The organism is Variovorax sp. EL159 (assembly GCF_900100965.1).
Classification (GTDB): domain Bacteria; phylum Pseudomonadota; class Gammaproteobacteria; order Burkholderiales; family Burkholderiaceae_C; genus Variovorax.
The window spans coordinates 852,713-875,325 of the sequence record NZ_FMUJ01000003.1; the positions used below are offsets into that span (position 1 = coordinate 852,713).

At 65.0% G+C, this 22,613-nt stretch carries 21 protein-coding genes and 1 tRNA gene; 4 read left to right on the plus strand and 18 right to left on the minus strand.

Annotated elements, in window-relative coordinates; translation table 11 throughout:
* Positions 1-6 precede the first annotated feature (6 nt).
* The 15 genes from rnhB to rpsB all read right to left on the minus strand — a co-directional run bounded on the left by rnhB (position 7) and on the right by rpsB (position 14,535).
* Positions 7-729 carry a ribonuclease HII gene (rnhB, locus tag BLQ28_RS16115; protein ID WP_093241150.1) on the minus strand — a complete coding sequence of 241 codons (723 nt, stop codon included), beginning with the start codon at positions 727-729 and terminating at the stop codon, positions 7-9.
* The gene (lpxB, locus tag BLQ28_RS16120) at positions 701-1,849 is read right to left on the minus strand and encodes a lipid-A-disaccharide synthase (protein WP_093241749.1); all 1,149 of its coding nucleotides are present in this window, start codon (positions 1,847-1,849) and stop codon (positions 701-703) included. The genes rnhB and lpxB overlap by 29 nt, the downstream gene beginning before the upstream one ends.
* Positions 1,850-1,859: 10 nt before the next feature.
* On the minus strand, positions 1,860-2,648 hold the full coding sequence (lpxA, locus tag BLQ28_RS16125) for an acyl-ACP--UDP-N-acetylglucosamine O-acyltransferase (RefSeq protein WP_093241153.1): 789 nt from the start codon (positions 2,646-2,648) through the stop codon (positions 1,860-1,862).
* A 28-nt stretch (positions 2,649-2,676) separates the two neighbouring features.
* Positions 2,677-3,126 (minus strand): 3-hydroxyacyl-ACP dehydratase FabZ, encoded by a 450-nt coding sequence (gene fabZ, locus BLQ28_RS16130; RefSeq protein WP_093241752.1) that lies wholly within the window; start codon positions 3,124-3,126, stop codon positions 2,677-2,679.
* A gap of 23 nt (positions 3,127-3,149) precedes the next feature.
* Positions 3,150-4,127, minus strand: coding sequence for a UDP-3-O-(3-hydroxymyristoyl)glucosamine N-acyltransferase (gene lpxD / locus BLQ28_RS16135; RefSeq protein ID WP_093241156.1), 978 nt, complete (start codon positions 4,125-4,127; stop codon positions 3,150-3,152).
* Positions 4,128-4,141: 14 nt separating this feature from the next.
* The gene (locus BLQ28_RS16140; RefSeq protein WP_093241158.1) at positions 4,142-4,693 is read right to left on the minus strand and encodes an OmpH/Skp family outer membrane protein; all 552 of its coding nucleotides are present in this window, start codon (positions 4,691-4,693) and stop codon (positions 4,142-4,144) included.
* On the minus strand, positions 4,694-7,165 hold the full coding sequence (gene bamA / locus BLQ28_RS16145) for an outer membrane protein assembly factor BamA (RefSeq protein ID WP_093241160.1): 2,472 nt from the start codon (positions 7,163-7,165) through the stop codon (positions 4,694-4,696). It abuts the gene before it with no gap.
* Between the two features lie 38 nt (positions 7,166-7,203).
* The gene (gene rseP / locus BLQ28_RS16150; protein ID WP_093241162.1) at positions 7,204-8,577 is read right to left on the minus strand and encodes an RIP metalloprotease RseP; all 1,374 of its coding nucleotides are present in this window, start codon (positions 8,575-8,577) and stop codon (positions 7,204-7,206) included.
* Positions 8,578-8,605: 28 nt separating this feature from the next.
* A complete protein-coding gene (gene ispC, locus BLQ28_RS16155; RefSeq protein ID WP_093241164.1) occupies positions 8,606-9,793 on the minus strand; it encodes a 1-deoxy-D-xylulose-5-phosphate reductoisomerase in 1,188 nt (395 codons plus the stop codon).
* The gene (locus BLQ28_RS16160; protein ID WP_093241166.1) at positions 9,790-10,635 is read right to left on the minus strand and encodes a phosphatidate cytidylyltransferase; all 846 of its coding nucleotides are present in this window, start codon (positions 10,633-10,635) and stop codon (positions 9,790-9,792) included. Before BLQ28_RS16160 ends, ispC begins: the two co-directional genes overlap by 4 nt.
* A gap of 23 nt (positions 10,636-10,658) precedes the next feature.
* The gene (gene uppS / locus BLQ28_RS16165; protein ID WP_093241168.1) at positions 10,659-11,378 is read right to left on the minus strand and encodes a polyprenyl diphosphate synthase; all 720 of its coding nucleotides are present in this window, start codon (positions 11,376-11,378) and stop codon (positions 10,659-10,661) included.
* Between the two features lie 8 nt (positions 11,379-11,386).
* Entirely contained in the window at positions 11,387-11,947 is a 561-nt protein-coding gene (gene frr / locus BLQ28_RS16170) for a ribosome recycling factor (protein ID WP_093241170.1), read from the minus strand.
* A gap of 11 nt (positions 11,948-11,958) precedes the next feature.
* The gene (gene pyrH, locus BLQ28_RS16175) at positions 11,959-12,681 is read right to left on the minus strand and encodes a UMP kinase (RefSeq protein WP_093241172.1); all 723 of its coding nucleotides are present in this window, start codon (positions 12,679-12,681) and stop codon (positions 11,959-11,961) included.
* Between the two features lie 96 nt (positions 12,682-12,777).
* Positions 12,778-13,701: a translation elongation factor Ts gene (gene tsf / locus BLQ28_RS16180; protein WP_093241175.1), complete on the minus strand. Its 924-nt coding sequence runs from the start codon at positions 13,699-13,701 to the stop codon at positions 12,778-12,780.
* Positions 13,702-13,782: 81 nt separating this feature from the next.
* Entirely contained in the window at positions 13,783-14,535 is a 753-nt protein-coding gene (gene rpsB / locus BLQ28_RS16185; RefSeq protein WP_093241177.1) for a 30S ribosomal protein S2, read from the minus strand.
* A 208-nt stretch (positions 14,536-14,743) separates the two neighbouring features.
* Between rpsB and BLQ28_RS16190 the strand changes: the two genes are divergently transcribed.
* Complete coding sequence (locus tag BLQ28_RS16190) at positions 14,744-16,069, plus strand: amidase (RefSeq protein ID WP_093241180.1); 1,326 nt, start codon at positions 14,744-14,746, stop codon at positions 16,067-16,069.
* 53 nt (positions 16,070-16,122) lie between these two features.
* A complete protein-coding gene (locus BLQ28_RS16195) occupies positions 16,123-17,376 on the plus strand; it encodes a D-amino acid dehydrogenase (protein WP_093241183.1) in 1,254 nt (417 codons plus the stop codon).
* On the opposite strand, the gene BLQ28_RS16200 is transcribed toward BLQ28_RS16195, so the two are convergent.
* Positions 17,366-17,806: a hypothetical protein gene (locus BLQ28_RS16200; protein ID WP_093241186.1), complete on the minus strand. Its 441-nt coding sequence runs from the start codon at positions 17,804-17,806 to the stop codon at positions 17,366-17,368. The two genes, BLQ28_RS16195 and BLQ28_RS16200, sit on opposite strands and share 11 nt — an antisense overlap.
* 60 nt (positions 17,807-17,866) lie before the next feature.
* Between BLQ28_RS16200 and BLQ28_RS16205 the strand changes: the two genes are divergently transcribed.
* Positions 17,867-19,336 (plus strand): NAD(P)H-hydrate dehydratase, encoded by a 1,470-nt coding sequence (locus tag BLQ28_RS16205; RefSeq protein ID WP_093241190.1) that lies wholly within the window; start codon positions 17,867-17,869, stop codon positions 19,334-19,336.
* Positions 19,337-19,341: 5 nt separating this feature from the next.
* On the opposite strand, the gene BLQ28_RS16210 is transcribed toward BLQ28_RS16205, so the two are convergent.
* The gene (locus tag BLQ28_RS16210) at positions 19,342-20,106 is read right to left on the minus strand and encodes an SDR family oxidoreductase (RefSeq protein ID WP_093241193.1); all 765 of its coding nucleotides are present in this window, start codon (positions 20,104-20,106) and stop codon (positions 19,342-19,344) included.
* Between the two features lie 63 nt (positions 20,107-20,169).
* Positions 20,170-22,437 (minus strand): ribonuclease R, encoded by a 2,268-nt coding sequence (rnr, locus tag BLQ28_RS16215; RefSeq protein WP_371126672.1) that lies wholly within the window; start codon positions 22,435-22,437, stop codon positions 20,170-20,172.
* Between the two features lie 81 nt (positions 22,438-22,518).
* Between rnr and BLQ28_RS16220 the strand changes: the two genes are divergently transcribed.
* Positions 22,519-22,603, plus strand: a tRNA-Leu gene (locus tag BLQ28_RS16220).
* The last annotated feature ends 10 nt before the right edge of the window (positions 22,604-22,613 follow it).

The window sequence follows — 22,613 nt, forward strand, 5'->3', positions numbered from 1 at the left end:
GCTGATTCAGGGTGCGGCGCGCAGGTCGAGCCGCACGGGCTCGGCGACGCTGATGACCATGGCTTGCGATCCTGCTCCGGCTGGCACTGCAACGCTCGCCGCAGCGGCCGTTCGAGCCAGCGCTGCAGCCACCGGGCTGAACGACTTGCGGTGATGCACACAGGCCCCGTGGCGCTGCAGTGCCTCCAGGTGCTCCCGCGTACCGTAGCCCTTGTGGCTGGCAAAACCGTAGTCCGGGTATTCGGCATGCAATTGTTCGCACAACCGGTCGCGGTGCACCTTGGCCAGGATCGACGCCGCGGAAATCGCCTTGACCAGCGAGTCGCCCTTGACGATGGCCTCAGCGAGCACGTCGAGCGTCGGCAGGCGATTGCCGTCGACCAGCACCTTCGCCGGCTTCAGGCGCAGCCCTTCAACCGCACGGCGCATCGCGAGCATCGTGGCCTGCAGGATGTTGTGGGTGTCGATTTCCTCGACGCTCGCCTGCGCGATCGAGCAGCACAGCGCCTTGGCCAGGATCTGGTCGTACAAGCGCTCGCGCTGCAGGGCCGTGAGGGTCTTGGAGTCGGCCAGACCGCGAATCGGTCGCAGGTCGTCGAGGATCACGGCCGCAGCCACCACCGGGCCGGCCAGCGGGCCGCGTCCTGCTTCGTCGACGCCCGCAAGCAGGCCTGGCGCGTCCCACACCAGCGGGGCCTGCTCAGCCTTCAAGAACTTTCTGGATCGCATCGGCGCAAAGTGTCGGCGTATCGCGCTGCAATTGCGAGTGCAGCTCGGAAAATCTTTGTTGCAGTGCCCGCGTCTTCTCCGGCGCGTCAAGCCAGGCCAGCGTGGACTGGGCCAGCGCCTCCGGCGTGGCGGCTTCCTGCAGCAACTCGGGCACCACGAATTCGCGGCACAGGATGTTGGGCAGGCCGACCCAGGGTTGCAACTGCTTGCGCTGCATGAGGCGCCACGAGAGCGCATTCATGTTGTACGCAATGACCATCGGCCGCTTGAACAGCGCGGCTTCGAGCGTGGCCGTGCCACTGGCGATCAACGTGACGTCGCAGGCGGCCAGTGCGGCATGCGACTGGCCATCGAGCAGCTTCACACGTCCTGCCATGCCACTGGCCTGGAGCAAGGCCTCGACCTCGGTGCGCAGGCTCGGGATGATGGGGGCCACGAACTGGAGTTCGGGCCGTGCCTTCTGCATCAGCGCGGCGGCGGCGAAGAAGCGGTCGGCCAGGTAGCGGATCTCGGAGCGGCGGCTCCCGGGCAGCAAGGCGACGACCTGTGCGTCGGGCGCCAGGCCGATGGCGGCGCGTGCTGCGGCACGGTCGGGAACCATCGGGATCACGTTGGCAATCGGGTGGCCCACATAGCTCGCGGCAACGCCCTGCTTTTCGAGCAGTTCGGGCTCGAACGGGAAGATGCACAGCACATGGTCGGCCGCCGCCCTCACCTTTTCAATGCGCCTGGGGCGCCAGGCCCAGATCGACGGGCAGATGAAATGCACGGTCTTGATGCCCTGGCTGCGCAGCCCGGCCTCAAGATCGAGGTTGAAATCGGGCGCATCGACGCCGATGAACAGCTCGGGGCGCTCCAGCAGCAGCCGGGCCTTGAGCTGACGCCGGATGCCGGCGATCTCGGCGTAGTGGCGCAGCACCTCGATGTAGCCGCGAACCGCGAGCTTTTCCTGCGGCCACCAGCTCTGGAAGCCATGCGCCAGCATGCGAGGGCCGCCAATGCCGGCGGTCTGAAGGTTGGGCCATCGCGCCTGAAGGCCATCGAGCAGCAGGCCCGCGAGCAGGTCGCCAGAGGCTTCGCCCGCGACCAGCGCGAAGCGTCGCTGAGCGTCCTTCTGCATCGCGGTCACGTCAGCGCGCAATGCCGCGCGTCGAGCTGGCGATGAAGGATTCCATCAACGCGACATCGCCTGCGGCTTCCGGCATTTCGGTGGCCAGTGCGGCGATGCCCGCGCGCGCCTCTTCGAGCGTCTTGCCCTGGCGATACAGCAGGCGATGCATCTGCTTTACCGCTGCGAGCCGCTGGGCCGAGAAGTCGCGCCGGCGCAGCCCCACGATGTTGAAGCCGCGCACCGCCAGCGGATTGCCGTCGACCAGCATGAACGGCGGAACGTCTTGCGACACCGCGCTGGCGAAGCCGACCATGGCGTGGGCCCCGATCGAGACGAACTGGTGAATGCCCGTCAGCCCGCCGATCGTGACCCAGTCGGCCAGGTGCACATGGCCAGCCAGCGTCGTCTGGTTGGCCAGCGTAGTGTGGTTGTCGACACGGCAGTCGTGCGCGATGTGGGTGTAGGCCATGATCCAGTTGTCATGGCCCACGCGCGTCACGCCGCCCGCCCCCGGCACGCCGAGATTGAAAGTGCAGAACTCGCGAATGACATTGCGGTCGCCGATGACCAGTTCGGTCGGCTCGCCCGCGTACTTCTTGTCCTGCGGCACGGCGCCAAGCGACGAGAACTGAAAGATCCGGTTGTCGCGGCCGATGGTGGTCCGCCCTTCGATCACGCAATGCGCGCCGATGGTGGTGCCCGCGCCGATCCGCACATGCGGACCGATCACGGTATAGGGCCCGACCGACACCGAGGCGTCGAGCTCGGCCTTGGGGTCGACGAGTGCTGTCGAATGAACCTGGGTCATGCCTTGCAAGTGACTGACTGCGGCCGGATCAGTTGATCTGGCGCATGGCACACATCAGCGTGGCCTCGCAGGCGAGCTCGCTGCCGACCCGGGCCCAGCCCTTGAACTTCGAGATGCCGGCCTTCATGCGCTCGATCTCGACCTCGAGCGTGAGCTGGTCGCCCGGCTCCACCGGCCGCTTGAAGCGCGCACCGTCGATGGCCGCAAAGTAGTAGACGGTGTTGTCGTCCGGCACGATGTCCAGCGAATGGAACGACAGCAGCGCGGCCGCCTGCGCCATGGCTTCCAGCATCAGCACACCCGGCATCACCGGGCGGTGCGGGAAGTGGCCATTGAAGAAAGGCTCGTTCATCGTCACGTTCTTCAATGCCGTGATGCGCTTGCCCTTTTCCATGTCGAGCACCCGGTCCACCAGAAGGAACGGGTAGCGATGCGGCAGCAACTTGAGAATTTGATGGATATCGAGCGTCGTCGTCATGATGTTCTGTTCCTGCATCGTCGTCATTTTTTCGGGGGAGCTTTCTCCAGCGCCTTCAGTCGTTCGCGCAGGCTGTGCAACTGCTTGAGCGTTGCCGCATTCTTTTCCCAGCTCGCATTGTCATCGATGGGAAACATACCGGTGTACTGGCCGGCCTTGTGAATCGAACGGGTTACCGTGGTGGCGGCGGACACGTGCACGCCATCGGCCACCGTCAGATGGCCCAGCACGATGGCGCCACCGCCGAAGGTGCAGTTGGCACCGATGGTCGCGCTGCCGGCCACGCCCACGCAGCCGGCCATGGCGGTATTCTTGCCGATGCGCACGTTGTGGCCGATCTGGATCAGGTTGTCGAGCTTCACGCCGTCTTCGATCACCGTGTCGTCGAGCGCGCCGCGGTCGATGCAGGTGTTGGCACCGATCTCGACGTCGTTGCCGATGCGCACCGCCCCCAGCTGCTCGATCTTGACCCACTGACCTTCATGCAGCGCGAGTCCGAAGCCATCGGCCCCGATGACCACGCCCGGGTGCAACAGGCAACGCTCGCCAAGCGAGCAGTCTTCGCTGACCGTCACGCGCGACTTGAGCACGGTCCCCGCGCCGATGCGCGCGCCCCGCTCCACCACGCACAACGCACCGATGCGCGCCGTCGGGTCCACCTGTGCCTCGGCATGAATCACCGCAGAGGGATGGATGCGATCGGTGTCCGGACGCGCGTGATGCGCCTTCCAGAGCTGCGTCAGGCGTGCGAAGTAGAAATAGGGGTCCGGCGTGACGATGAACGCACCACGCGCAGCAGCCGCCTCGCGCATGGCAGGCGAGACGATCACACAGGCGGCCTTCGAGGCCGCCAGTTCCTGCTGGTATTTGGGATGGCTCAGGAAACTGAGCGCATCGGGTTGTGCATTCTGGAGCGGCGAAAGTCGCTCGATGGACAGCGTGGCATCTCCGTGAAGCTCGCCCCCGAGGGCGTCAACGATGGCTCCTAGCTGCAGCGACACGCCGGTTCGCGGCGTTACTTGCCGGCCGCAGGCGCAGGAGAGCCGACCGACGCGTTCAGCGCCTTGATCACCTTGTCGGTGATGTCGTGCTTCGGGTTGATGTAGATCGCTTCTTGCAGGATGGCATCGTACTTTTCAGCTTCGGCCACTTGCTTCACCACGCGGTTGGCGCGCTCGTAGACCTGCTGGAGTTCCTCGTTCTTGCGGGCATTGAGGTCTTCCTGGAACTCACGGCGCTTGCGCTGGAAATCGCGGTCCTGGTCGACGAGTGCACGCTGACGCGAAACACGCTGACTTTCAGTCAGGGTCGAAGCCTCGCGCTCGAATTTCTCCGAAGCGGTTTTCAGTGCGTCGCCTTGCGCCGTCAGATCCTTCTCGCGTTTGAGAAACTCGGCTTCGAGCTTGGCCTGGGCAGCCTTGGCCGGCTGGGCTTCACGCAGCACGCGATCCGGATTCACGAAGCCGATGCGGAAAGTCTCCTGCGTCTGTGCCTGGGCAGGCACAGCAGCGAGCAGGAAAGCGGGAACCAACAACGCGCCTGCTGCGGCGCGAATCAAATGCTTCATTTAGAAAGACGTTCCGATCTGGAATTGGAGGCGCTGAATTCTATCCTTCGGGATCAAGACGAAGCCCGTGGCAGGGTCCGTCACTTCCTTTTGGTACATGACAGGGAAGGCGTAAGCCAGGCTCAGTGGGCCGAGAGGCGAAATCCAGCTGATACCGACACCCACCGAGGCTCGCAACTTCTTCTGCGCCTTCCACTGTTCATCCGTAAGGCCTGAAGCGCGCGAACCGAACACATTGCCGACGTCAAAGAAACTGTACAAGCGCAGCGTGCGATCGTTGCCAGCGCCCGGGAACGGCGTACTGAGCTGGGCACTGAAGATAGCTTTCTTGGTACCGCCCAAAGATGCCCCTTCGGTTTGACCAAAAAGCGGCACATCGCGTGGGCCCAGCGAGTTCTGTTCAAAGCCGCGAACCGACCCCAAACCACCGGCATAGAAGTTCTTGAAGATCGGAAAAACCTTGCCTCCAAGGGCCTTGGCGTAACCGACCTCACCATTGATTGCAACGGTGTACTGCTTGTTGATTGGGAAGAACTGCTGATACTGGTAGTTGGTCTTGATGTACTTCATGTCGCCACCAATCCCCAACTCCAGATTGGCACGCTGCAACACCCCACTGGTCGGGACCAGCGCGCTGTCGCGGCTGTCGCGCCCCCAACCCACAGTCAACGGCAAACCCCAGACGCTGTCAGTCGTGCAACCGGTCACAGCCCAGCCGGCAGGCGTTGAAGGAAGAAATCCGTTGGGAATTGGGGCCGTATTGAGCTGGCATCCAAAGTAATTGAGGTAAGACCGCGGTGTTGTGAGCCCGGCGAATGCCGTTGACTTGTTCGGATTAAATGCATACCGCTCAAGCCCGACGCCGAAGAAGATCGTATCGACTTCGCTGAACGGCACACCAAAGCGGATGGACGCGCCCTGGTTGACCAGCTTGTAGTCGCCATCGATGTTGGTCGAGTACGGACGGGTCGTCGTGTGATAGACGCTGATCGTGCGCGAGATGCCGTCCTTGGTGAAATAAGGATCGGTCGTGCTAAGCGACAGCGTCCGGTTGTACTTGCTGGTGTTGACCTGCACGCCCAAGGAATTGCCCGAGCCGAACACGTTCTCCTGCGAGATGCCGAAGGTCAGGGCGACCTTGTCAGAGCTCGAGTAACCCGCACCCAACTGAAGGCTGCCGGTCGGCTTTTCGGTCACGTTGATGACCAGATCCACCTGGTCGGGTGTGCCCGGCACTTCCTGCGTCTCGACGTTCACTTCGGTGAAGAAACCAAGGCGGTCCACGCGATCGCGCGACAGCTTGATCTTGTCGCCGTCGTACCACGACGCTTCGAACTGCCGGAACTCCCGGCGAATCACTTCGTCGCGCGTCTTGTTGTTGCCACCAACGGAAACACGGCGCACATAGACGCGACGCGAAGGCTCGGCCTGCAGCGTCAGCGTGACGCGGTTGTTGACGCGGTCGATCTCGGGACGCGCCTGCACCTTGGCAAACGCATAGCCGAAAGAGCTGAAATAGTCGTTGAAGGCCTTGGTGGTGTCGGTGACCTGCTCGCCGTTGTAGGGCTCGCCTGGCTTGATCGTGATCAGCGACTTGAATTCGTCGTCGCGGCCGAGATAGTTGCCGTCGAGCTTGACGCCGGCCACCACGAACTTCTCGCCTTCGGTGATGTTGACCGTCACCGTCAGGTCCTTGCGGTCCGGAGAAATGGCGACCTGGGTCGAATCGATGCGGAATTCGAGGTAGCCGCGCGTGATGTAGTACGAGCGCAGCGTTTCAAGGTCGGCGTTGAGCTTGGCGCGCGAATACTGGTTGGACTTGGTGTACCAGCTCAGGTAGCCGCCGCTGTCCTGGTCGAACAGGTTGAGCAGCGTCGATTCGCTGAAGGCCTTGTTGCCGACCACGTGGACTTCGCGGATGCGCGCCGAGTCGCCTTCGGTGACGGTGAAGGTCAGGTTGACACGGTTGCGCTCGATGGGCGTCACGGTGGTCACGACCTGCGCGTTGTAGAGGCTGCGGCTCACGTACTGGCGCTTGAGCTCCTGCTCGGCGCGATCGGCCAGCGCCTTGTCGAATGGACGCCCGTCAGTCAGACCGATCTCGCGCAGCGCCTTTTGCAGCGCGGCCTTGTCGAATTCCTTGGTGCCCACGAAATCGACGTCGGCGATGGTGGGTCGCTCTTCGACGATCACCACCAGCACGTTGCCGTTCACGTCGATGCGCACATCCTTGAACAACCCCAGATCGAACAGCGCGCGGATGGCGGCGGAACCGCGCTCGTCGCTGTAGGTATCGCCGACGCGCAAGGGCAGCGACGCGAAGATCGTGCCGGCCTCGACGCGCTGCAAGCCTTCGACGCGAATGTCGCGTACCGTGAAGGGCTCGACGGCCCAGGCTGCCGTGGCTGCCAATGCGCTGGCAACCACCGCGGCAACGCTACGCAGGCGAAAGCGACTGAAGTTTTTGTTCATCTGTGAATTGAGCCGGCACGGAAAGGGCCGGCAGAAAGTTAACCAAAGAGCCGCGTGACGTCGTTGAAGAGTGCGACCGACATCATGACCAGCAGCAAGGCGACACCGCCGCGCTGAAGCCGTTCCATCCAGGCGTCGGAGACGCTTTTGCCGGTCAGGCCCTCCCAAAGATAATACATCAGGTGTCCCCCATCGAGGACCGGCAGCGGCATGAGATTGAGCACGCCCAGACTCACGCTGATGAGCGCAAGAAAGACAAGATACTGGGTGAAACCGAGGCTGGCCGACTTGCCGGCATAGTCCGCGATCGTGAGCGGACCGCTCAGGTTCTTGATCGAAGCCTCGCCGATGACCATCTTGGCCATCATCCGCACCGTGAGGGCAGACACCTCCCAGGTACGAACCACGCCGCGCCAGACGCCGTCGACGAGGCCCTGCCGCACCGTCACCATTTCAGGCGGAGCACCCACATAGGCACCGACCCGGCCGACCTTGACGCCGTTTTCTTCCCGCACTTCGGGCGTCACGTCCAGCGCAAGCGGCCGGCCGCCGCGCTCGATCTGCCAGGCTTGCGTCCGCGGTTGAGCACCCTCGATCGACGCACGAATCACCTCGCGCAACTGCTGGCCATCGATGATGGCGGTGCTGCCGATTGCACGCACCAGGTCGCCATTGCGAAGACCCGCACGCGCGGCCGCACTGTCCGCCATGACCTCGCCGATCTCCGGCCGGGTCAGCGGCGCAAGCACGCCGATCTTGCGGAACATCTGCGGATCGGCATCCCGGGTCTCGACGCGGCTCAACGGCAGCACCAACTGGTGCGCAGGGCGACCGCCCTCGCCTGCCACTTCGAGCGTCAGGTCACGACCGTCGAGCGCGCCACGCGTCATGCGCCAGCGCAGGTCCTCGAAAGACTGGACGGGCGACAGATCGCCGTCGAAGCCCGCCCGGGTAATCTGCTCGCCACCACGCAAACCCGCAGCTTCGGCGAGCGAAGCTGCCACTGGCCGCGCCAGCTTGGCAACAGGCTCCTGCACGCCGATCCAGTTGACCGCCGTGTAAAGCACCACGGCGAGCAGCAGGTTGGCAATCGGCCCGGCAGCGACGATGGCCGCGCGCGAGCGCAACGGCTGGGTATTGAAGGCCCGATGGCGCTCTTCCGGCGCAACCGGACCTTCGCGCTCGTCGAGCATCTTGACATAGCCACCCAGGGGAAATGCACCGATGACGAACTCGGTCTGCTGCCCCGGATGCTGGCGTTTGGGCTGCCAGCGGAACAGCGTTTTACCGAAGCCGACAGAGAAACGCTCGACCTTGACGCCGCATGCCACCGCGACACGGTAGTGGCCGTATTCGTGCACGGCGATCAGCACACCGAGCGCGACCACAAAGGCTATGACAGTGAGCATCAGGAACCTTCGAGAGCTGGTAGGAGGTCAGTCAGGCTGCGAAACGCAGTGCCGCGGCATTGGCCGCGGCGCGGGCGCTGGCATCGAGCGCCAGCAGGTCGGCCAGCGATGCCGGCTTGGAGGGGGAGACCGTCTCCAAAGTTTCCATGTTCACCGCATGAATGCGATCGAAACGCAGGCGCCGGTCCAGGAAAGCCTCGACAGCGACCTCGTTGGCGGCGTTCAGGACGGCAGTCGTGCCCGGTGCGGCACGCAACGCGTGCCATGCCAGGCCCAGCCCTGGAAAGAGCGCAGCGTCGGGCGCGTCAAAGCTCAGGGACGCCATCTGGCGGAAATCGAGACGTGCCGCACCGCTCTCGATGCGCTCGGGCCAGGCCAGGCCCACCGCGATCGGCACCCGCATGTCGGGGGTGCCGAGCTGGGCAATGACCGAGGCGTCGGTGAACTGCACCATCGAATGCACCACGCTCTGCGGATGAATGACGACTTCGATCTGTTCAGGGGCGACGCCAAACAGGTGTCGCGCCTCGATCACTTCGAGCGCCTTGTTCATCATCGTGGCCGAGTCGACCGAGATCTTGCGCCCCATGACCCAGTTCGGATGCGCGCAGGCCTGCTCGGGCGTGACCGCTCCCAAGGTTTCGGGTGCACGCGTGCGAAACGGCCCACCCGAGGCAGTCAGGATGATCTTGTCGATGCGTCGCGACCATGTGGAAGAGTCTTCAGGCAACGACTGGAAGATGGCCGAATGCTCGCTGTCGATGGGCAGCAGCGTGGCACCGCCCTCGCGGACCGTGCGCATGAAAAGTTCGCCACCGACAACCAGGGCCTCCTTGTTCGCCAGCAGCAGCCGCTTGCCTGCCCGCGCCGCTGCCAGACAAGGGCCCAGCCCTGCCGCACCGACGATGGCGGCCATGACGGCGTCGACCTCTTCATGGGAAGCTATCTTTTCAATAGCATCAACCTCAGTCAAAACGCGCGTCTTCAGCCCGTTTTGCTTGATCTTTTCGGCAAGGAGCGCCGCATGCGGCGCGCTCGCCATCACGGCAAAGCGCGGCGAGAACTGTGCGCACTGAGCCAGCAGCTCGTCCACCTTCGTAGCGGCGGACAGCGCAAACACCTCGAAACGCTCGGGGTGCCGCGCAATGACGTCGAGCGTGCTGACACCGACCGAACCGGTCGAACCGAGCACCGTCACGCGTTGTTTGGGAGTATTCACAGGAAGGCCAGCATCATGGCAATGGGGAGCGCCGGCAAGAGAGCATCCACCCGGTCGAGCACGCCGCCGTGGCCGGGCAGCAGGCGGCTGCTGTCCTTTGCGCCGGCGCTGCGCTTGATCAGGGATTCGACGAGGTCGCCCACGACACTCATCGCAGCGAGAAAAATGGCACCGAGCAGCAACAGCCACCAGCCGCGTTCGTTCAGGCGGGTGTAGAGGCTGGCAACCGTCGCACCGGCAGCCTTGTCGGCCCAGACCCAGGCAAAAGCCAGCACCACCACGCCGATCATGCCGCCCCACACGCCTTCCCAGCTCTTGCCCGGGCTGATCGCGGGCGCCAGCTTGGCCCGCGTGAACTTGAGGCCGAAGGCGCGGCCGGCGAAATAGGCGAACACATCGGCCACCCACACCAGCACCAGGATCGACAACAGGAAATTGATGCCGACCATGCGCGCCTGCACGGCGGCAAGCCATGCGACCCACAACGCCAACAGGCCGCCGACCAGCCGCAGCCCGCGAGGAATGCGCGGCCAACCCGGCGCCGCCACGCGCAGAAGCGCCGCACCGCCGAGCACCCAAGCCGCGCTGGCCAGCGTCCACATCAGGACCAAGGGCTGCTCGAGCAGGCCCAGCCACCACGAGAGCCCGCACAGCAGCACAGTCTCGGCACCCAGAAAGAGCGACACCCCCTGGCCATAGCCGTTCAGGCGCCCCCACTCCCACGCCGCCGCGCCGATCAGCACGAGCATCACGCAGGCGAAGGGGATATGGTTTCGATAGAACAGCGCTGGCAACAGGATCGCGAGCAGCACGATCGCCGTGAGGATGCGTTGTTTGAGCATGCGGGAGGTTGTCAGGCCATCGGTCAGGCCGTCACGGCCGCGACCTGTGCCGAGGTTTGGCCAAAGCGGCGTTCGCGGGCCTGGAATGCGGCGATGGCCTCGTCCAACGCGGCCTCGTCGAATTCAGGCCATAACTTGTCACTGAAGAAAAGCTCGGCATAGGCGCTCTGCCAGAGCAGAAAATTGGACAACCGCTGCTCGCCGCCAGTGCGGATGAACAGATCGGGGTCGGGCACGTGAGCCAGGGCCGTGGCGCGGTCGAGACTGACTTCGGTGATCGCCTCACCCTGGGCCGCCAGCTTGGCTGCGGCCTGCGCGATGTCCCATCGGCCGCCGTAGTTGAAGCAGACGTTGAGCACCATGCGCGTGTTGTGCGCGGTGGCCGCCTCGGCATCGACCAGGCCCTTCACCATCTTGGGCGACAGGCCGGCCCGCTCGCCGACGAAATGAAGCCGCACGCCATCACTGCTCAGCCGGGGCACCTCGCGGCCGAGCGCGCCGACCATGAGCTCCATCAGGCCCGAAACCTCTTCGACCGGACGATTCCAGTTCTCGGACGAGAACGCAAAGACCGTGAGCACACCCACGCCGCGATCGGCGCAGGCCTTGACGCAGCGCCGCAGCGATTCGACACCCTGCTTGTGCCCCGCCACGCGAGGCAGAAATCGCCGCGTCGCCCAACGGCCGTTACCGTCCATGACGATGGCAACGTGGTGAGGAATGCGCGGCGATGACGAGGCCATGGCAGGCCTCAAACGGCCATGATCTCCGCTTCCTTGGCCGTGACCAGCCGATCGATTTCCGCGATGTGGCGGTCGGTGACCTTCTGGATCTCGGCTTCGGCGCGCTTCTGGTCGTCCTCGGACGCCAGCTTTTCCTTGACCAGTTTCTTGACCGATTCGTTCGCGTCGCGGCGCAGGTTGCGCGTGGCGATCTTGGCGCTTTCGCCTTCGTTGCGGACCAGCTTGGTCATTTCCTTGCGGCGCTCTTCGCTCATGGCGGGCAGCGGCACGCGGATCAGGTCACCCATCGACGCCGGGTTGAGGCCCAGGTCGCTCTCGCGGATGGCCTTCTCGATCTTGGCGCCCATGCCCTTTTCCCAGGGCTGGACGCTGATGGTGCGCGAATCGAGCACCGACACGTTCGCCACCTGGCTCAGCGGAACCTGCGAGCCGTAGTAGTCGACGTGGATCGAATCGAGCAGCGCCGAGTTGGCACGGCCCGTACGGATCTTAGTGAGGTTGTTCTGGAATGCGGCGAGCGACTGGTTCATCTTCGCGTCGGTCGCACTGCGGATGTCTGCAATGGTCATCTCAAAAACTCCTAGGCATGCACCAGCGTGCCTTCGTCCTCGCCCATCACGACGCGCTTGAGCGCACCGTTCTTGAAGATCGAGAACACCTTGATCGGCAGCTTCTGGTCGCGGCACAGCGCAAAGGCCGTGGCGTCCATGATGCCGAGATTTTGCGCGATCGCCTCGTCGAAAGTCAGCGTGGCGTAGCGCGTTGCTTGGGGGTTGGTCTTGGGATCGGCGGTGTAGACGCCGTCGACCTTGGTGGCCTTGAGCACCAGCTCGGCACCGATTTCGGCACCGCGCAGCGCAGCGGCCGTGTCGGTGGTGAAGAACGGGTTGCCGGTGCCGGCCGCGAACACCACGACCTTGCCCTCTTCGAGGTACTGCAGGGCCTTGGGGCGTACATAGGGCTCGACCACCTGCTCGATGGCGATGGCGGACATCACGCGAGCCACCAGCCCCTGCTTGTCCATGGCGTCGGCCAGTGCCAGCGCATTCATCACGGTGGCCAGCATGCCCATGTAGTCGGCTGTGGCACGGTCCATGCCGACGGAACCACCCGCGACACCGCGGAAGATGTTGCCGCCGCCGATGACCACGGCCACCTCGACCCCCATGTTCACCACTTCCGCGATCTCCTCGACCATGCGGACGATGGTGGCGCGGTTGATGCCGAAGGCGTCGTCGCCCATCAATGCCTCTCCCGACAGCTTCAACAAGATTCGCTTGTGGGCTGGGCGGGGATCAGACATGGGCAATTTCCTTGAGTTGGCGGGGGCGAGTGTAAAACGTAGCGGTGAAAAAGCGGCGGCACGCGTTCGCGCACCGCCGCTTATGTGGCTGCTGGATCAGGCAGCAGCCTTGGCGGCAGCGACTTGCGCAGCCACTTCGGCAGCGAAGTCGTCGACCTTCTTCTCGATGCCTTCGCCGACCACGTACAGGGTGAAGCCCTTGATCGAGGTGTTGGCGGCCTTGAGCATCTGCTCGACGGTCTGCTTGTCGTTCTTCACGAACGGCTGGTTGTGCAGCGAGACTTCCTTGAGGTACTTCTGCACGCCGCCTTCGATGCGCTTGGCAACGATGTCGGCCGGCTGCGGCTTCTTGCCTTCGGCTTCGGCCGTCTTGCGGTCTTCTTCCGCTTTGCCGGCTGCAACTGCGCGCTCTTTTTCGATCAGGTCGGCGGGCACGTCCGATGCCTGGATCGCGACCGGCTTCATGGCGGCAATGTGCATTGCCACGTCCTTGGCCGACGTGTCGTCGCCTTCGAACTCGACCATCACGCCGATGCGCGTGCCGTGCAGGTACGAAGCCAGCTTGCCGTTGCCCGTGAAGTGCTTGAAGCGGCGGAAGCTCATGTTCTCGCCGATCTTGCCGATCAGGCCCTTGCGCACGTCTTCGAGCGTGGGGCCGAAACCGTCTTGCTCGTAGGCCAGCGCGCCCAGTGCAGCGATGTCGGCAGGGTTGTTCTTGGCAACCAGCATCGCGGCAGCATTGGCCATGGCCAGGAAGCTGTCGTTCTTGGTGACGAAGTCGGTTTCGCAGTTGATTTCGATCATGCCGCCGGCAGCGCCGTCGACAAAAGCCGTGACCACGCCTTCAGCGGTGATGCGGCCCGATGCCTTGCCAGCCTTGTTGCCGAGCTTGATGCGCAGCAGCTCTTCGGCCTTTTCCATGTTGCCGTCAGCCTCCGTCAGGGCCTTCTTGCATTCCATCATGGGCGCGTCGGTCTTCGCGCGCAGTTCGCCGACCATGCTTGCGGTGATTGCAGCCATTTGTGTATCTCCGTAAATCCAAAAATCAGGTTAAAAAAAAGGGGCACCAAAGCCCCTTCTTCAGGCTCGCGGGCGCGCCAATCAGGCCGAAGCGCCTTCTTCGACTTCGACGAATTCGTCGCTGCCTTCGGCGATGGCCTTGACCACGTCACCACCGGCGCTGTTGCGGCCTTCGATGATGGCGTCGGCGATGCCGCGGGCGTACAGCGTGACAGCCTTCGACGAGTCGTCGTTGCCAGGGATCACGTAGTCGATGCCTTCGGGCGAGTGGTTGGAGTCAACCACGCCGATCAGCGGAATGCCGAGCTTCTTGGCTTCGGCCACGGCGATCTTGTGGAAGCCCACGTCGATCACGAAGATGGCGTCCGGCAGCGCAGCCATGTCCTGGATGCCGCCGATGTCCTTTTCGAGCTTCGCGATTTCGCGCGAGAACGTCAGCTGCTCTTTCTTGCTCAGGCTGTCGAGACCGGCTTCTTGCTGGGCCTTCATGTCCTTCAGACGCTTGATCGAGGTCTTGACGGTCTTGAAGTTGGTCAGCATGCCGCCGAGCCAGCGGGTGTCGACGAAAGGCACGCCGGCGCGACGGGCTTCAGCCGCCACGATTTCACGAGCCTGGCGCTTCGTGCCGACCATCAGGATCGTGCCGCGGTTGGCCGTGAGCTGCTTGGCGTACTTCATCGCGTCCTGGAACATCGGGAGCGACTTTTCCAGGTTGATGATGTGAATCTTGTTGCGGTGACCGAAGATGTACGGAGCCATCTTGGGGTTCCAGAAGCGGGTTTGGTGACCGAAATGGACACCGGCTTCCAGCATTTCGCGCATGGTGGTAGACATTGAAATTACTCCAAAGGTTGGGTCTAAAATCCAGCCCGTTTTGCGCTCTTTTGAATAGAGTCACAACACCTTGATTGGGCCGGTTTGCGGATGTGTTTGACTGGATGCAACGGGAGCCGTCGCTCGACCAGCGAAACCCAAAGAGTATAGCACGGCCGACACCCTCATTCCTGAACCCGAGCCGTCCACGCGGCAGCAGCAGCCACCCATGAACGACCTTCACGCCACCCGTCTCGCGCTTCTGGCAGGCGGCTCCGATGCACGCACCGAAATAGAGCGCGCCATCGACATCTCCGGGTCCGCGGCCTGCGCCCACGTTTTCACCCGAACCCTGTTCGACGAGGCCCGCCAGGCGGCCGTCGGGGCGGCGCCGGAAAGCAGGCTCGCCGGGCTGGCCTTCACCTCCAAGGACCTGTTCGACGTGGCGGGCCAGCCGACACCCGCCGCCTCGGTGGTGCTGTCCCATGCGCCGGCGGCCAAGGCCGATGCGGTCGCGGTCGCACGGCTGCGCGCCGCGGGCGGCGCGCTGACCGGCCGCACCAACATGAGCGAATTCGCGTTTTCGGGCGTTGGCGTCAACCCGCACTACGGCACGCCCGCCAACGTGAGCGACCCCACCACGCCGCGCATTCCGGGCGGCTCGTCGTCCGGCGCGGCGATCTCGGTCGCCAGCGGCGCGGCGTTCATCGGCCTTGGCTCCGATACGGGCGGCTCGATCCGCATTCCCGCGGCGCTGAACGGCATCGTTGGCTTCAAGAACACTGCGCGCCTGGTTCCGTCCACCGGCGCGCTGCCGCTGTCGACCACGCTCGACACGGTCTGCGCCATGACGCGCTCGGTGCGCGACGCCGTCACCGCGCATGAAATCCTGGCCGCGCGGACCGTGACGGCCGACTCCGCCTCGATCGGCGCCTACAGGCTGGCCGTCGTGAAGAACGTTTTCTTCGACGGCATCGAGCCCACCGTGGCCGCCGCGTTCGAGCGTTCGCTGAAAGCGCTGTCCGCCGCAGGCGCCCGCATCGAGGAAATCGAGTTGCCCGAGCTGGCCGACCTGCAGTCCATCAACGCCACCGGCGGCTTCTCGGCCGCCGAGTCGCACGCATGGCACCGGTTGCTGCTGGAACGCAGCGGCGCCGGTTACGACCCGCGCGTGGCCCAGCGCATCCTGCGCGGCGCCAGCATGAAGGCGCACGAGTACATCGACCTTATCCATGCCCGCCGCGACTGGATCGCCCGCATGGAGAAAGCGCTAGCGCCCTTCGACACCGTGCTGTCGCCCACCGTGCCCATCACCGCCCCCTCCATCGCGAGCGTGGCCCCCGGTGCCGAGCGCGACGAAGAATTTTTCCGCGTCAACGCGCTGCTGCTGCGCAATCCGTCGATCATCAACATGCTCGACGGCTGCGCCATCTCGCTGCCCTGCCATGACCCCGGCGAACTGCCGGTCGGCCTGATGCTGTGGCATGCCGCGCTGCACGACGACGCCGTGCTCGCGATTGCGCTGCAAGCCGAACGCACGCTGCAAAATCAATAGCTGCATACGCCCATTCCGCGGGCGTCAGCTGCCTCTTTTATCTAGAACATTCAATGAAAATCGCGATCGTGGGCGCCGGCATCATCGGCGTCACCACCGCCTGGGAACTGGTTTCCGACGGCCATGAAGTGACCGTATTCGAGCGCCGTGGCGCCGCCGCAGAAGAAGCCAGCTTCGCCAACGCCGGCGTGGTCGCACCCGGATACGTCACGCCATGGGCTGCGCCCGGCATGCGCGGCAAGGTGCTGCGCTCGCTGCTCTCCTCGCATGGCGCGATCAAGCTGCGCTGGCCGCTGAATACACGAGACATCGGCTGGATGTCGCGCTGGCAGAAGGACTGCAAGCTCGAGACCTACCTGGCCAACCGCGCCCGCATGCAGCGCCTGGCCTTCTACAGCCGCACCCGGCTGCACGAGGTGACCGAAGCACGCGAGCTGAGCTACGAGCGCAGCGACGGCTACCTGGTGCTGCTGCGCTCCAAGCGCGAGAAAAAGCTGATCCAGCCCGGCCTGGACGTATTGCGCGCTGCGGGTAGCGTGTTCAAGGAAATCGACGCCGACGAGGCCCGGCTGATCGAGCCCGCCCTCAACCCCGACACGCCACTGGCCGGCGCCATCCACCTGCCGGAAGACGAAGTCGCGAACTGCCGCCAGTTCGCATTGCTTCTGAAGTGGGAGGCCGAGGCGCTCGGCGCGCAGTTTCACTTCAACTGCGACATCGCACCGCTGAGCCGCGCGGCGCCCACCTCGCTGTCGCTGGCGAGCGGCTCAGACGCCATCCGCTTCGACGCGATCGTCGTGTGCGCCGGCCTTGCTTCGGCCACGCTGCTGCGGCCGCTGGGTTTGCGCATTCCGATGGCGCCGATCTACGGCCATTCCGTCAGCGCCCCCATTCGCGAACCGCTCAACGCGCCGCGCAGCGCTGTGATGGACGAACGCTACAAGGTCGCCATTTCGCGCCTCGGGCAACGCGTACGCGTGGCTGGCAGCGCAGAAATCGGCGGCTCGCTCGACACGATGAATCCCGCCGCCGTGCAGACGCTCTACAAGGTGCTGCACGACTGGTTCCCGGGTGCGGCCACGCTGCAATCGGGCGTGCAGCAATGGAAAGGCGCACGGCCGATGCTGCCCGACGGCCCGCCCGTGCTGGGGCCCAGCGGCATCCCGGGCGTATGGCTCAACCTCGGCCACGGCTCGAGCGGCTGGGCGTTGTCGTGTGGCAGCGCCCGCGTGATTGGCGACCTGATCGGCGGGCAAGACCCGGGCGTCGACCTCGAAGGCCTGGGCGTCGAGCGGCTCAGTCTTTAGGGTCCCACCGGCGCAGCATTTCAGGACTGGCCGGCGCTTCGACTGGCAAACCGGCCGGCGGCTCGGGCTCCGCTGGCGGCCTGAACCTTTGGGCCAGCAGCCCCAGCAACGCGGGCGCGATCAGCGCAAAGAATGCCAGGCACAGCGCGTAGCCGCCCAGCACCAGCCAGCGCGCCATGCCGGACACGCTGTCGATCGGCACCTCGAGCCAACGCACGACACTCAGGCCGAACCCGACGCCTGCGGCCCAGGCCAGATCCCGCAAGGGCACCCACTGCTTCACGTCGGCCAGCAGGAAAGTGCCCCACACGACACCCAGCACGCCAAGCGCCCAACCCACGCCGGCCGTCCACGCCAAGGTCGCGATCACGAAGAAGACAAACCACGCCAGCAGCAGGAGCAGCAGCCAGCCAAGGCCCTTGAATTTCATCGGGCGATGATAGGTGGCGTGGCAACACCCATGCACCGGCCCCGGCGGCACAATGGATCGATGCAACGCATCACGTCCGCCACCGTCGCCGATCTGTTCGACATCGCAGCCACGCGGCGCATCGAGCAAGCGGCCGCAGCCGCCCTGCCCGCCCACACCTTGATGCAGCGCGCGGGCTTGGCGGTGGCGCGGCTTGCCATGGCCATCGCGCCGCATGCGCGCACGATCTGGATCGCCTGCGGGCCGGGCAACAACGGTGGCGACGGGTTCGAGGCGGCTGCGCAGCTGCGGCACCGGGGCTTCTTTCCTGTCGTCACTTTTGTGGGCGATGAAGCCCGGCTGCCACCGGATGCCAAGGCCTCGCTGCAGCGTGCCCGCGATGCAGGCGCTTTCTTTGCACCCACGCCTCCCACTACGTACGAACTAGCCATCGATGCGCTGCTCGGCATCGGTGCGTCCAGACCGCCCGAAGGCACGATGGCCGAATGGCTGCGGCAGATGCGGACCACAACCCAACCAGTGCTGAGTGTCGATGTGCCATCAGGATTGAACGCGGACACGGGCGTTCTTTCACCCGCAGACGAATCGCTTGCCGCAGAAGCGCAGCCGATCCGCGCCTGCCTCACCTTTCTCACCCTGAAGCCTGGTCTCTTCACGGCACAAGGACGCGACGCGGCCGGCACCGTCTGGTTCGACGACCTGGGTTGCAGCGCCTTCACCGACCAGCCCGTTGCGCGCCTTGCCGGCTCGCCAAGAACGCAACCGCGCGCGCACGCATCGCACAAGGGCATCTACGGCGACGTGGTGGTGATCGGTGGCGCCCCCGGCATGGCGGGTGCCGCGTTGCTCGCAGGCTCGGCGGCGCTGCACGCCGGCGCGGGTCGCGTGTTCGTCGGGCTGCTCGACCCGAGCGCTGCGCCGGTCGACACCTCGCAGCCCGAATTGATGCTGCGCGACGCCCGCACGCTGGACCTGTCCGGCACGACCGCCGTTTGCGGCTGCGGCGGAGGAAGCGCAGTGCGCGAATTGCTGCCGCGTGCGCTGGCAACGGCAGCAACCCTGGTGCTCGATGCCGACGCCCTCAATGCCATTGCGACCGACAGCGCGCTGCAAACGCAACTGGCATCGCGCGGGAAGCGCGGGCGCCCCACGGTGATCACACCGCATCCGCTGGAAGCCGCCCGGCTGCTGGGCTGCACCGCCGCAGATGTCCAGGCTGACAGGCTGGCCGCAGCCCGCAAGCTTGCCTCGCGCTTCGGCGTCGTGGCCGTGCTCAAAGGCTCGGGCACCGTGATTGCCGACGCGGGCGATGGGCCCGCCGCCATCAACCTGACCGGCAATGCCCGGCTCGCCACGGCCGGCACGGGCGACGTGCTGGCCGGCATGATCGGTGCCGCACTGGCAGCCCGCCAGTCGGCCTTCGAGGCGGCGCAAGAAGCCGTCTGGCGGCACGGCCACATCGCCGACACATGGCCCGCCGACGCGGCCCCGCTGACGGCCGGCACGCTGGCCCGCCGCGCGCCCGCCTGAGGCTTTTAGCCGCGCCCGACGAAGGGCATCTTCGTCGCCATGATGGTGTGGAACAGCACGTTGGCTTCGAGCGGCAGGTTCGCCATGTAGAGCACCGATTGCCCCACGATCTTGACGTCGATCAGCGGCTCGATCGCCAGTTCGCCATTGGCCTGCGGCACGCCCTTGGCCATGCGCGAGGCCAGTTCGGTCATGGCATTGCCCACATCGACCTGCCCCACGGCGATGTCGTACTTGCGGCCGTCGAGCGATGCCGTCTTGGTCAGGCCCTCGACTGCATGCTTGGTCGACGTGTAGGCCGCCGAATTCGGCCGCGGCGTGGTGGCCGAGATGGAGCCGTTGTTGATGATGCGGCCGCCCATCGGTGTTTGCGCCTTCATCGTGCGGAACGCCTGCTGGATGCAGAAGAACATGCCGCTCAGGTTGATGTCGACCACGCCCTTCCACTGCTCGGGCGTCCAGTCTTCGAACGGGCCGGGCGGGTTGCCCACGCCGGCGTTGTTGAACAGCAGGTCGACGCGGCCGAAGCGCTCCACCGTGGCCGCGAACAGCGCCTGCACCGACTCGGCATTCGCCACGTCGGTAGGCACGGCGAAGGCTCGCGCGCCGGCGCCCGATTCTTCGGCCACCTGCTCCAGCGGCTCCAGGCGGCGGCCCGCCAGGGCCACGCTCCAGCCATCGCCCAGCAGCGCCAATGCCGCTGCGCGGCCGATGCCCGAACCCGCGCCCGTGACGATGGCGATGCGCCCTTTGTTGCTCTCAGCACTCATGCTCAATGTCTCCTTCTTGCTTGTCTGTGGCTTGTCTGTCGTTTGTGAGGTGATGCCTGCAGGTCATCCGCGGCGGGGCTTGCGCCCCTTCATCTTGTTGGCCGCCTTTTTGACTGCCGATTTGAAGGCCTGCATGGCCGACTGCGGCCCCGCCGCAGCGGTGACCGCACCACGGTCCGAACGCTGCTCGCTGTTTGCCTCGGCCTTGTGGCGCGAACTGCGCTTGGCCGACGCCTTCACCGGCACACCGGACGATACGGCGCCCTTGTCCTTCATGGCCCGGGTCGTCAGGTCTTCGCCTTCGCGCACAAGGCGAAAGTCAATCTTGCGACCGTCCAGGTCGACGCGGCTCACCTGCACCCGCACCCGCGTTCCGATGGCGTAGCGGATGCCGGTGCGCTCGCCGCGCAGCTCCTGGCGCATCTCGTCGAACTTGAAGTATTCGCCGCCGAGTTCGGTGATGTGCACCAGGCCCTCGACGTACATCGCGTCGAGCGTGACGAAGATGCCGAAGGTCGTGGCCGCGGTGACCACGCCGCCGTACTCTTCGCCCAGGTGCTCGCGCATGTACTTGCACTTGAGCCAGGCCTCGACGTCGCGGCTGGCTTCGTCGGCGCGGCGCTCGTTGGCACTGCAATGCAGGCCCGCGGCTTCCCAGGCCAGCACTTCCTTGGTGGGCGCGACCGTCGCCTTCTGCGGCTTGGTCGTGGGCGCCTTCACGCGCGAGGCCAGCCGCTTGGCCAGCTTGGCGTGCGCCTCGCCCGGCGTCGGCAGCATCGGCAGCTGGTAGCGCGTCTTGGTAAGGATCGCCTTGATCACGCGATGCACCAGCAAGTCGGGATAGCGCCGGATCGGGCTGGTGAAGTGCGTGTAGGCCTCGTAGGCCAGGCCGAAGTGACCGCTGTTGATCGGCGTGTAGATCGCCTGCTGCATCGAGCGCAGCAGCATGGTGTGGATCTGCTGCGCGTCGGGCCGCTCCTTCGTGGCTTCGGCAATCGCCTGGAACTCGCCCGGCTTGGGGTCGTCGGTGATGCTCAGGCCCACGCCCATGGCCTTGAGGTAGCCGCGCAGGATTTCTTTCTTCTCGGGCGTCGGACCTTCGTGCACACGGTACAGGCCCGGGTGCTTGCCTTCGGCGATGAAGTCGGCGCTGCAGACGTTGGCCGCGAGCATCGCTTCTTCGATCAGGCGGTGCGCCTCGTTGCGCGTGCGCGGCACGATCTTCTCGATGCGGCCGGCGTCGTCGCAGATGATCTGCGTCTCGGTGGTTTCGAAGTCGACCGCACCGCGCTTGCCTCGCTGCTTGAGCAGGGCCTTGTAGACGTCGGCGAGGTTCAGCAGGTCCTTCACGCGGTCCTTGCGCTTGGCAGCTTCGGGCCCGCGCGTGTTGCCGAGGATCGCGGCCACTTCGGTGTACGTGAAGCGCGCGTGGCTGAACATCACGGCCGGATAGAACTGGTAGGCGTAGACCTCGCCATCGGCCGCGACGAGCATGTCGCACACCATGCACAGGCGCTCGACTTCGGGGTTGAGCGAGCACAGGCCGTTCGACAGCTTCTCGGGCAGCATCGGAATGACGCGCCGCGGAAAGTAGACGCTGGTGGCGCGGTCGTAGGCGTCGATGTCGATGCCCGAACCTGTCTTCACGTAGGCGCTGACGTCGGCGATGGCCACCAGCAGGCGCCAACCCTTGCCGCGACCCACCTTCGCAGGCTCGCAGTACACGGCGTCGTCGAAGTCGCGCGCGTCTTCGCCGTCGATGGTGACGAGCGGAATATCGGTCAGGTCGACGCGCCCCTTCTTGTCGGCGGGACGGACCTTCTCGGGAAGCGCCTTGGCCTCGGCCAGGCATTCCGCGGAAAACTCATGCGGCACGCCGTACTTGCGCACGGCGATCTCGATTTCCATACCGGGGTCGTCGATCTCGCCCAGCACTTCTTTCACGCGGCCCACGGGCTGACCAAACAGCGCAGGGGGTTCGGTCAGCTGCACAACGACAACCTGCCCCACCTTCGCGGGGCCGGTCGCGCCCTTGGGAATCAGGACGTCCTGGCCGTAGCGCTTGTCTTCGGGTGCAACGAGCCAGATGCCACCTTCGTGCAACAGGCGGCCGATGATGGGCTGCTCGGGGCGCTCGACGATCTCGACCACGCGCCCTTCGGGACGACCGCGGCGGTCTTGCCGCACGACGCGTGCCTTGACGCGGTCCTTGTGCAGCACTGCCCGCATCTCGTTCGGCGGCAGGTAGATGTCTGCCTCGCCGTCATCGCGCTGCACGAAGCCGTGTCCGTCGCGATGTCCTTGAACAGTGCCTTCGATTTCATCCAGCAAGCCGCTGGAAGTGACATTATTTTTGATATGATCTCCTTCTTTCCTGAAATTCAAAACATACCTGCTTCTGCAGTTATGTGGGCCCAGATGGCGGAATTGGTAGACGCACTAGTTTCAGGTACTAGCGAGTAACATCGTGGAGGTTCGAGTCCTCTTCTGGGCACCAAGTTTAAACA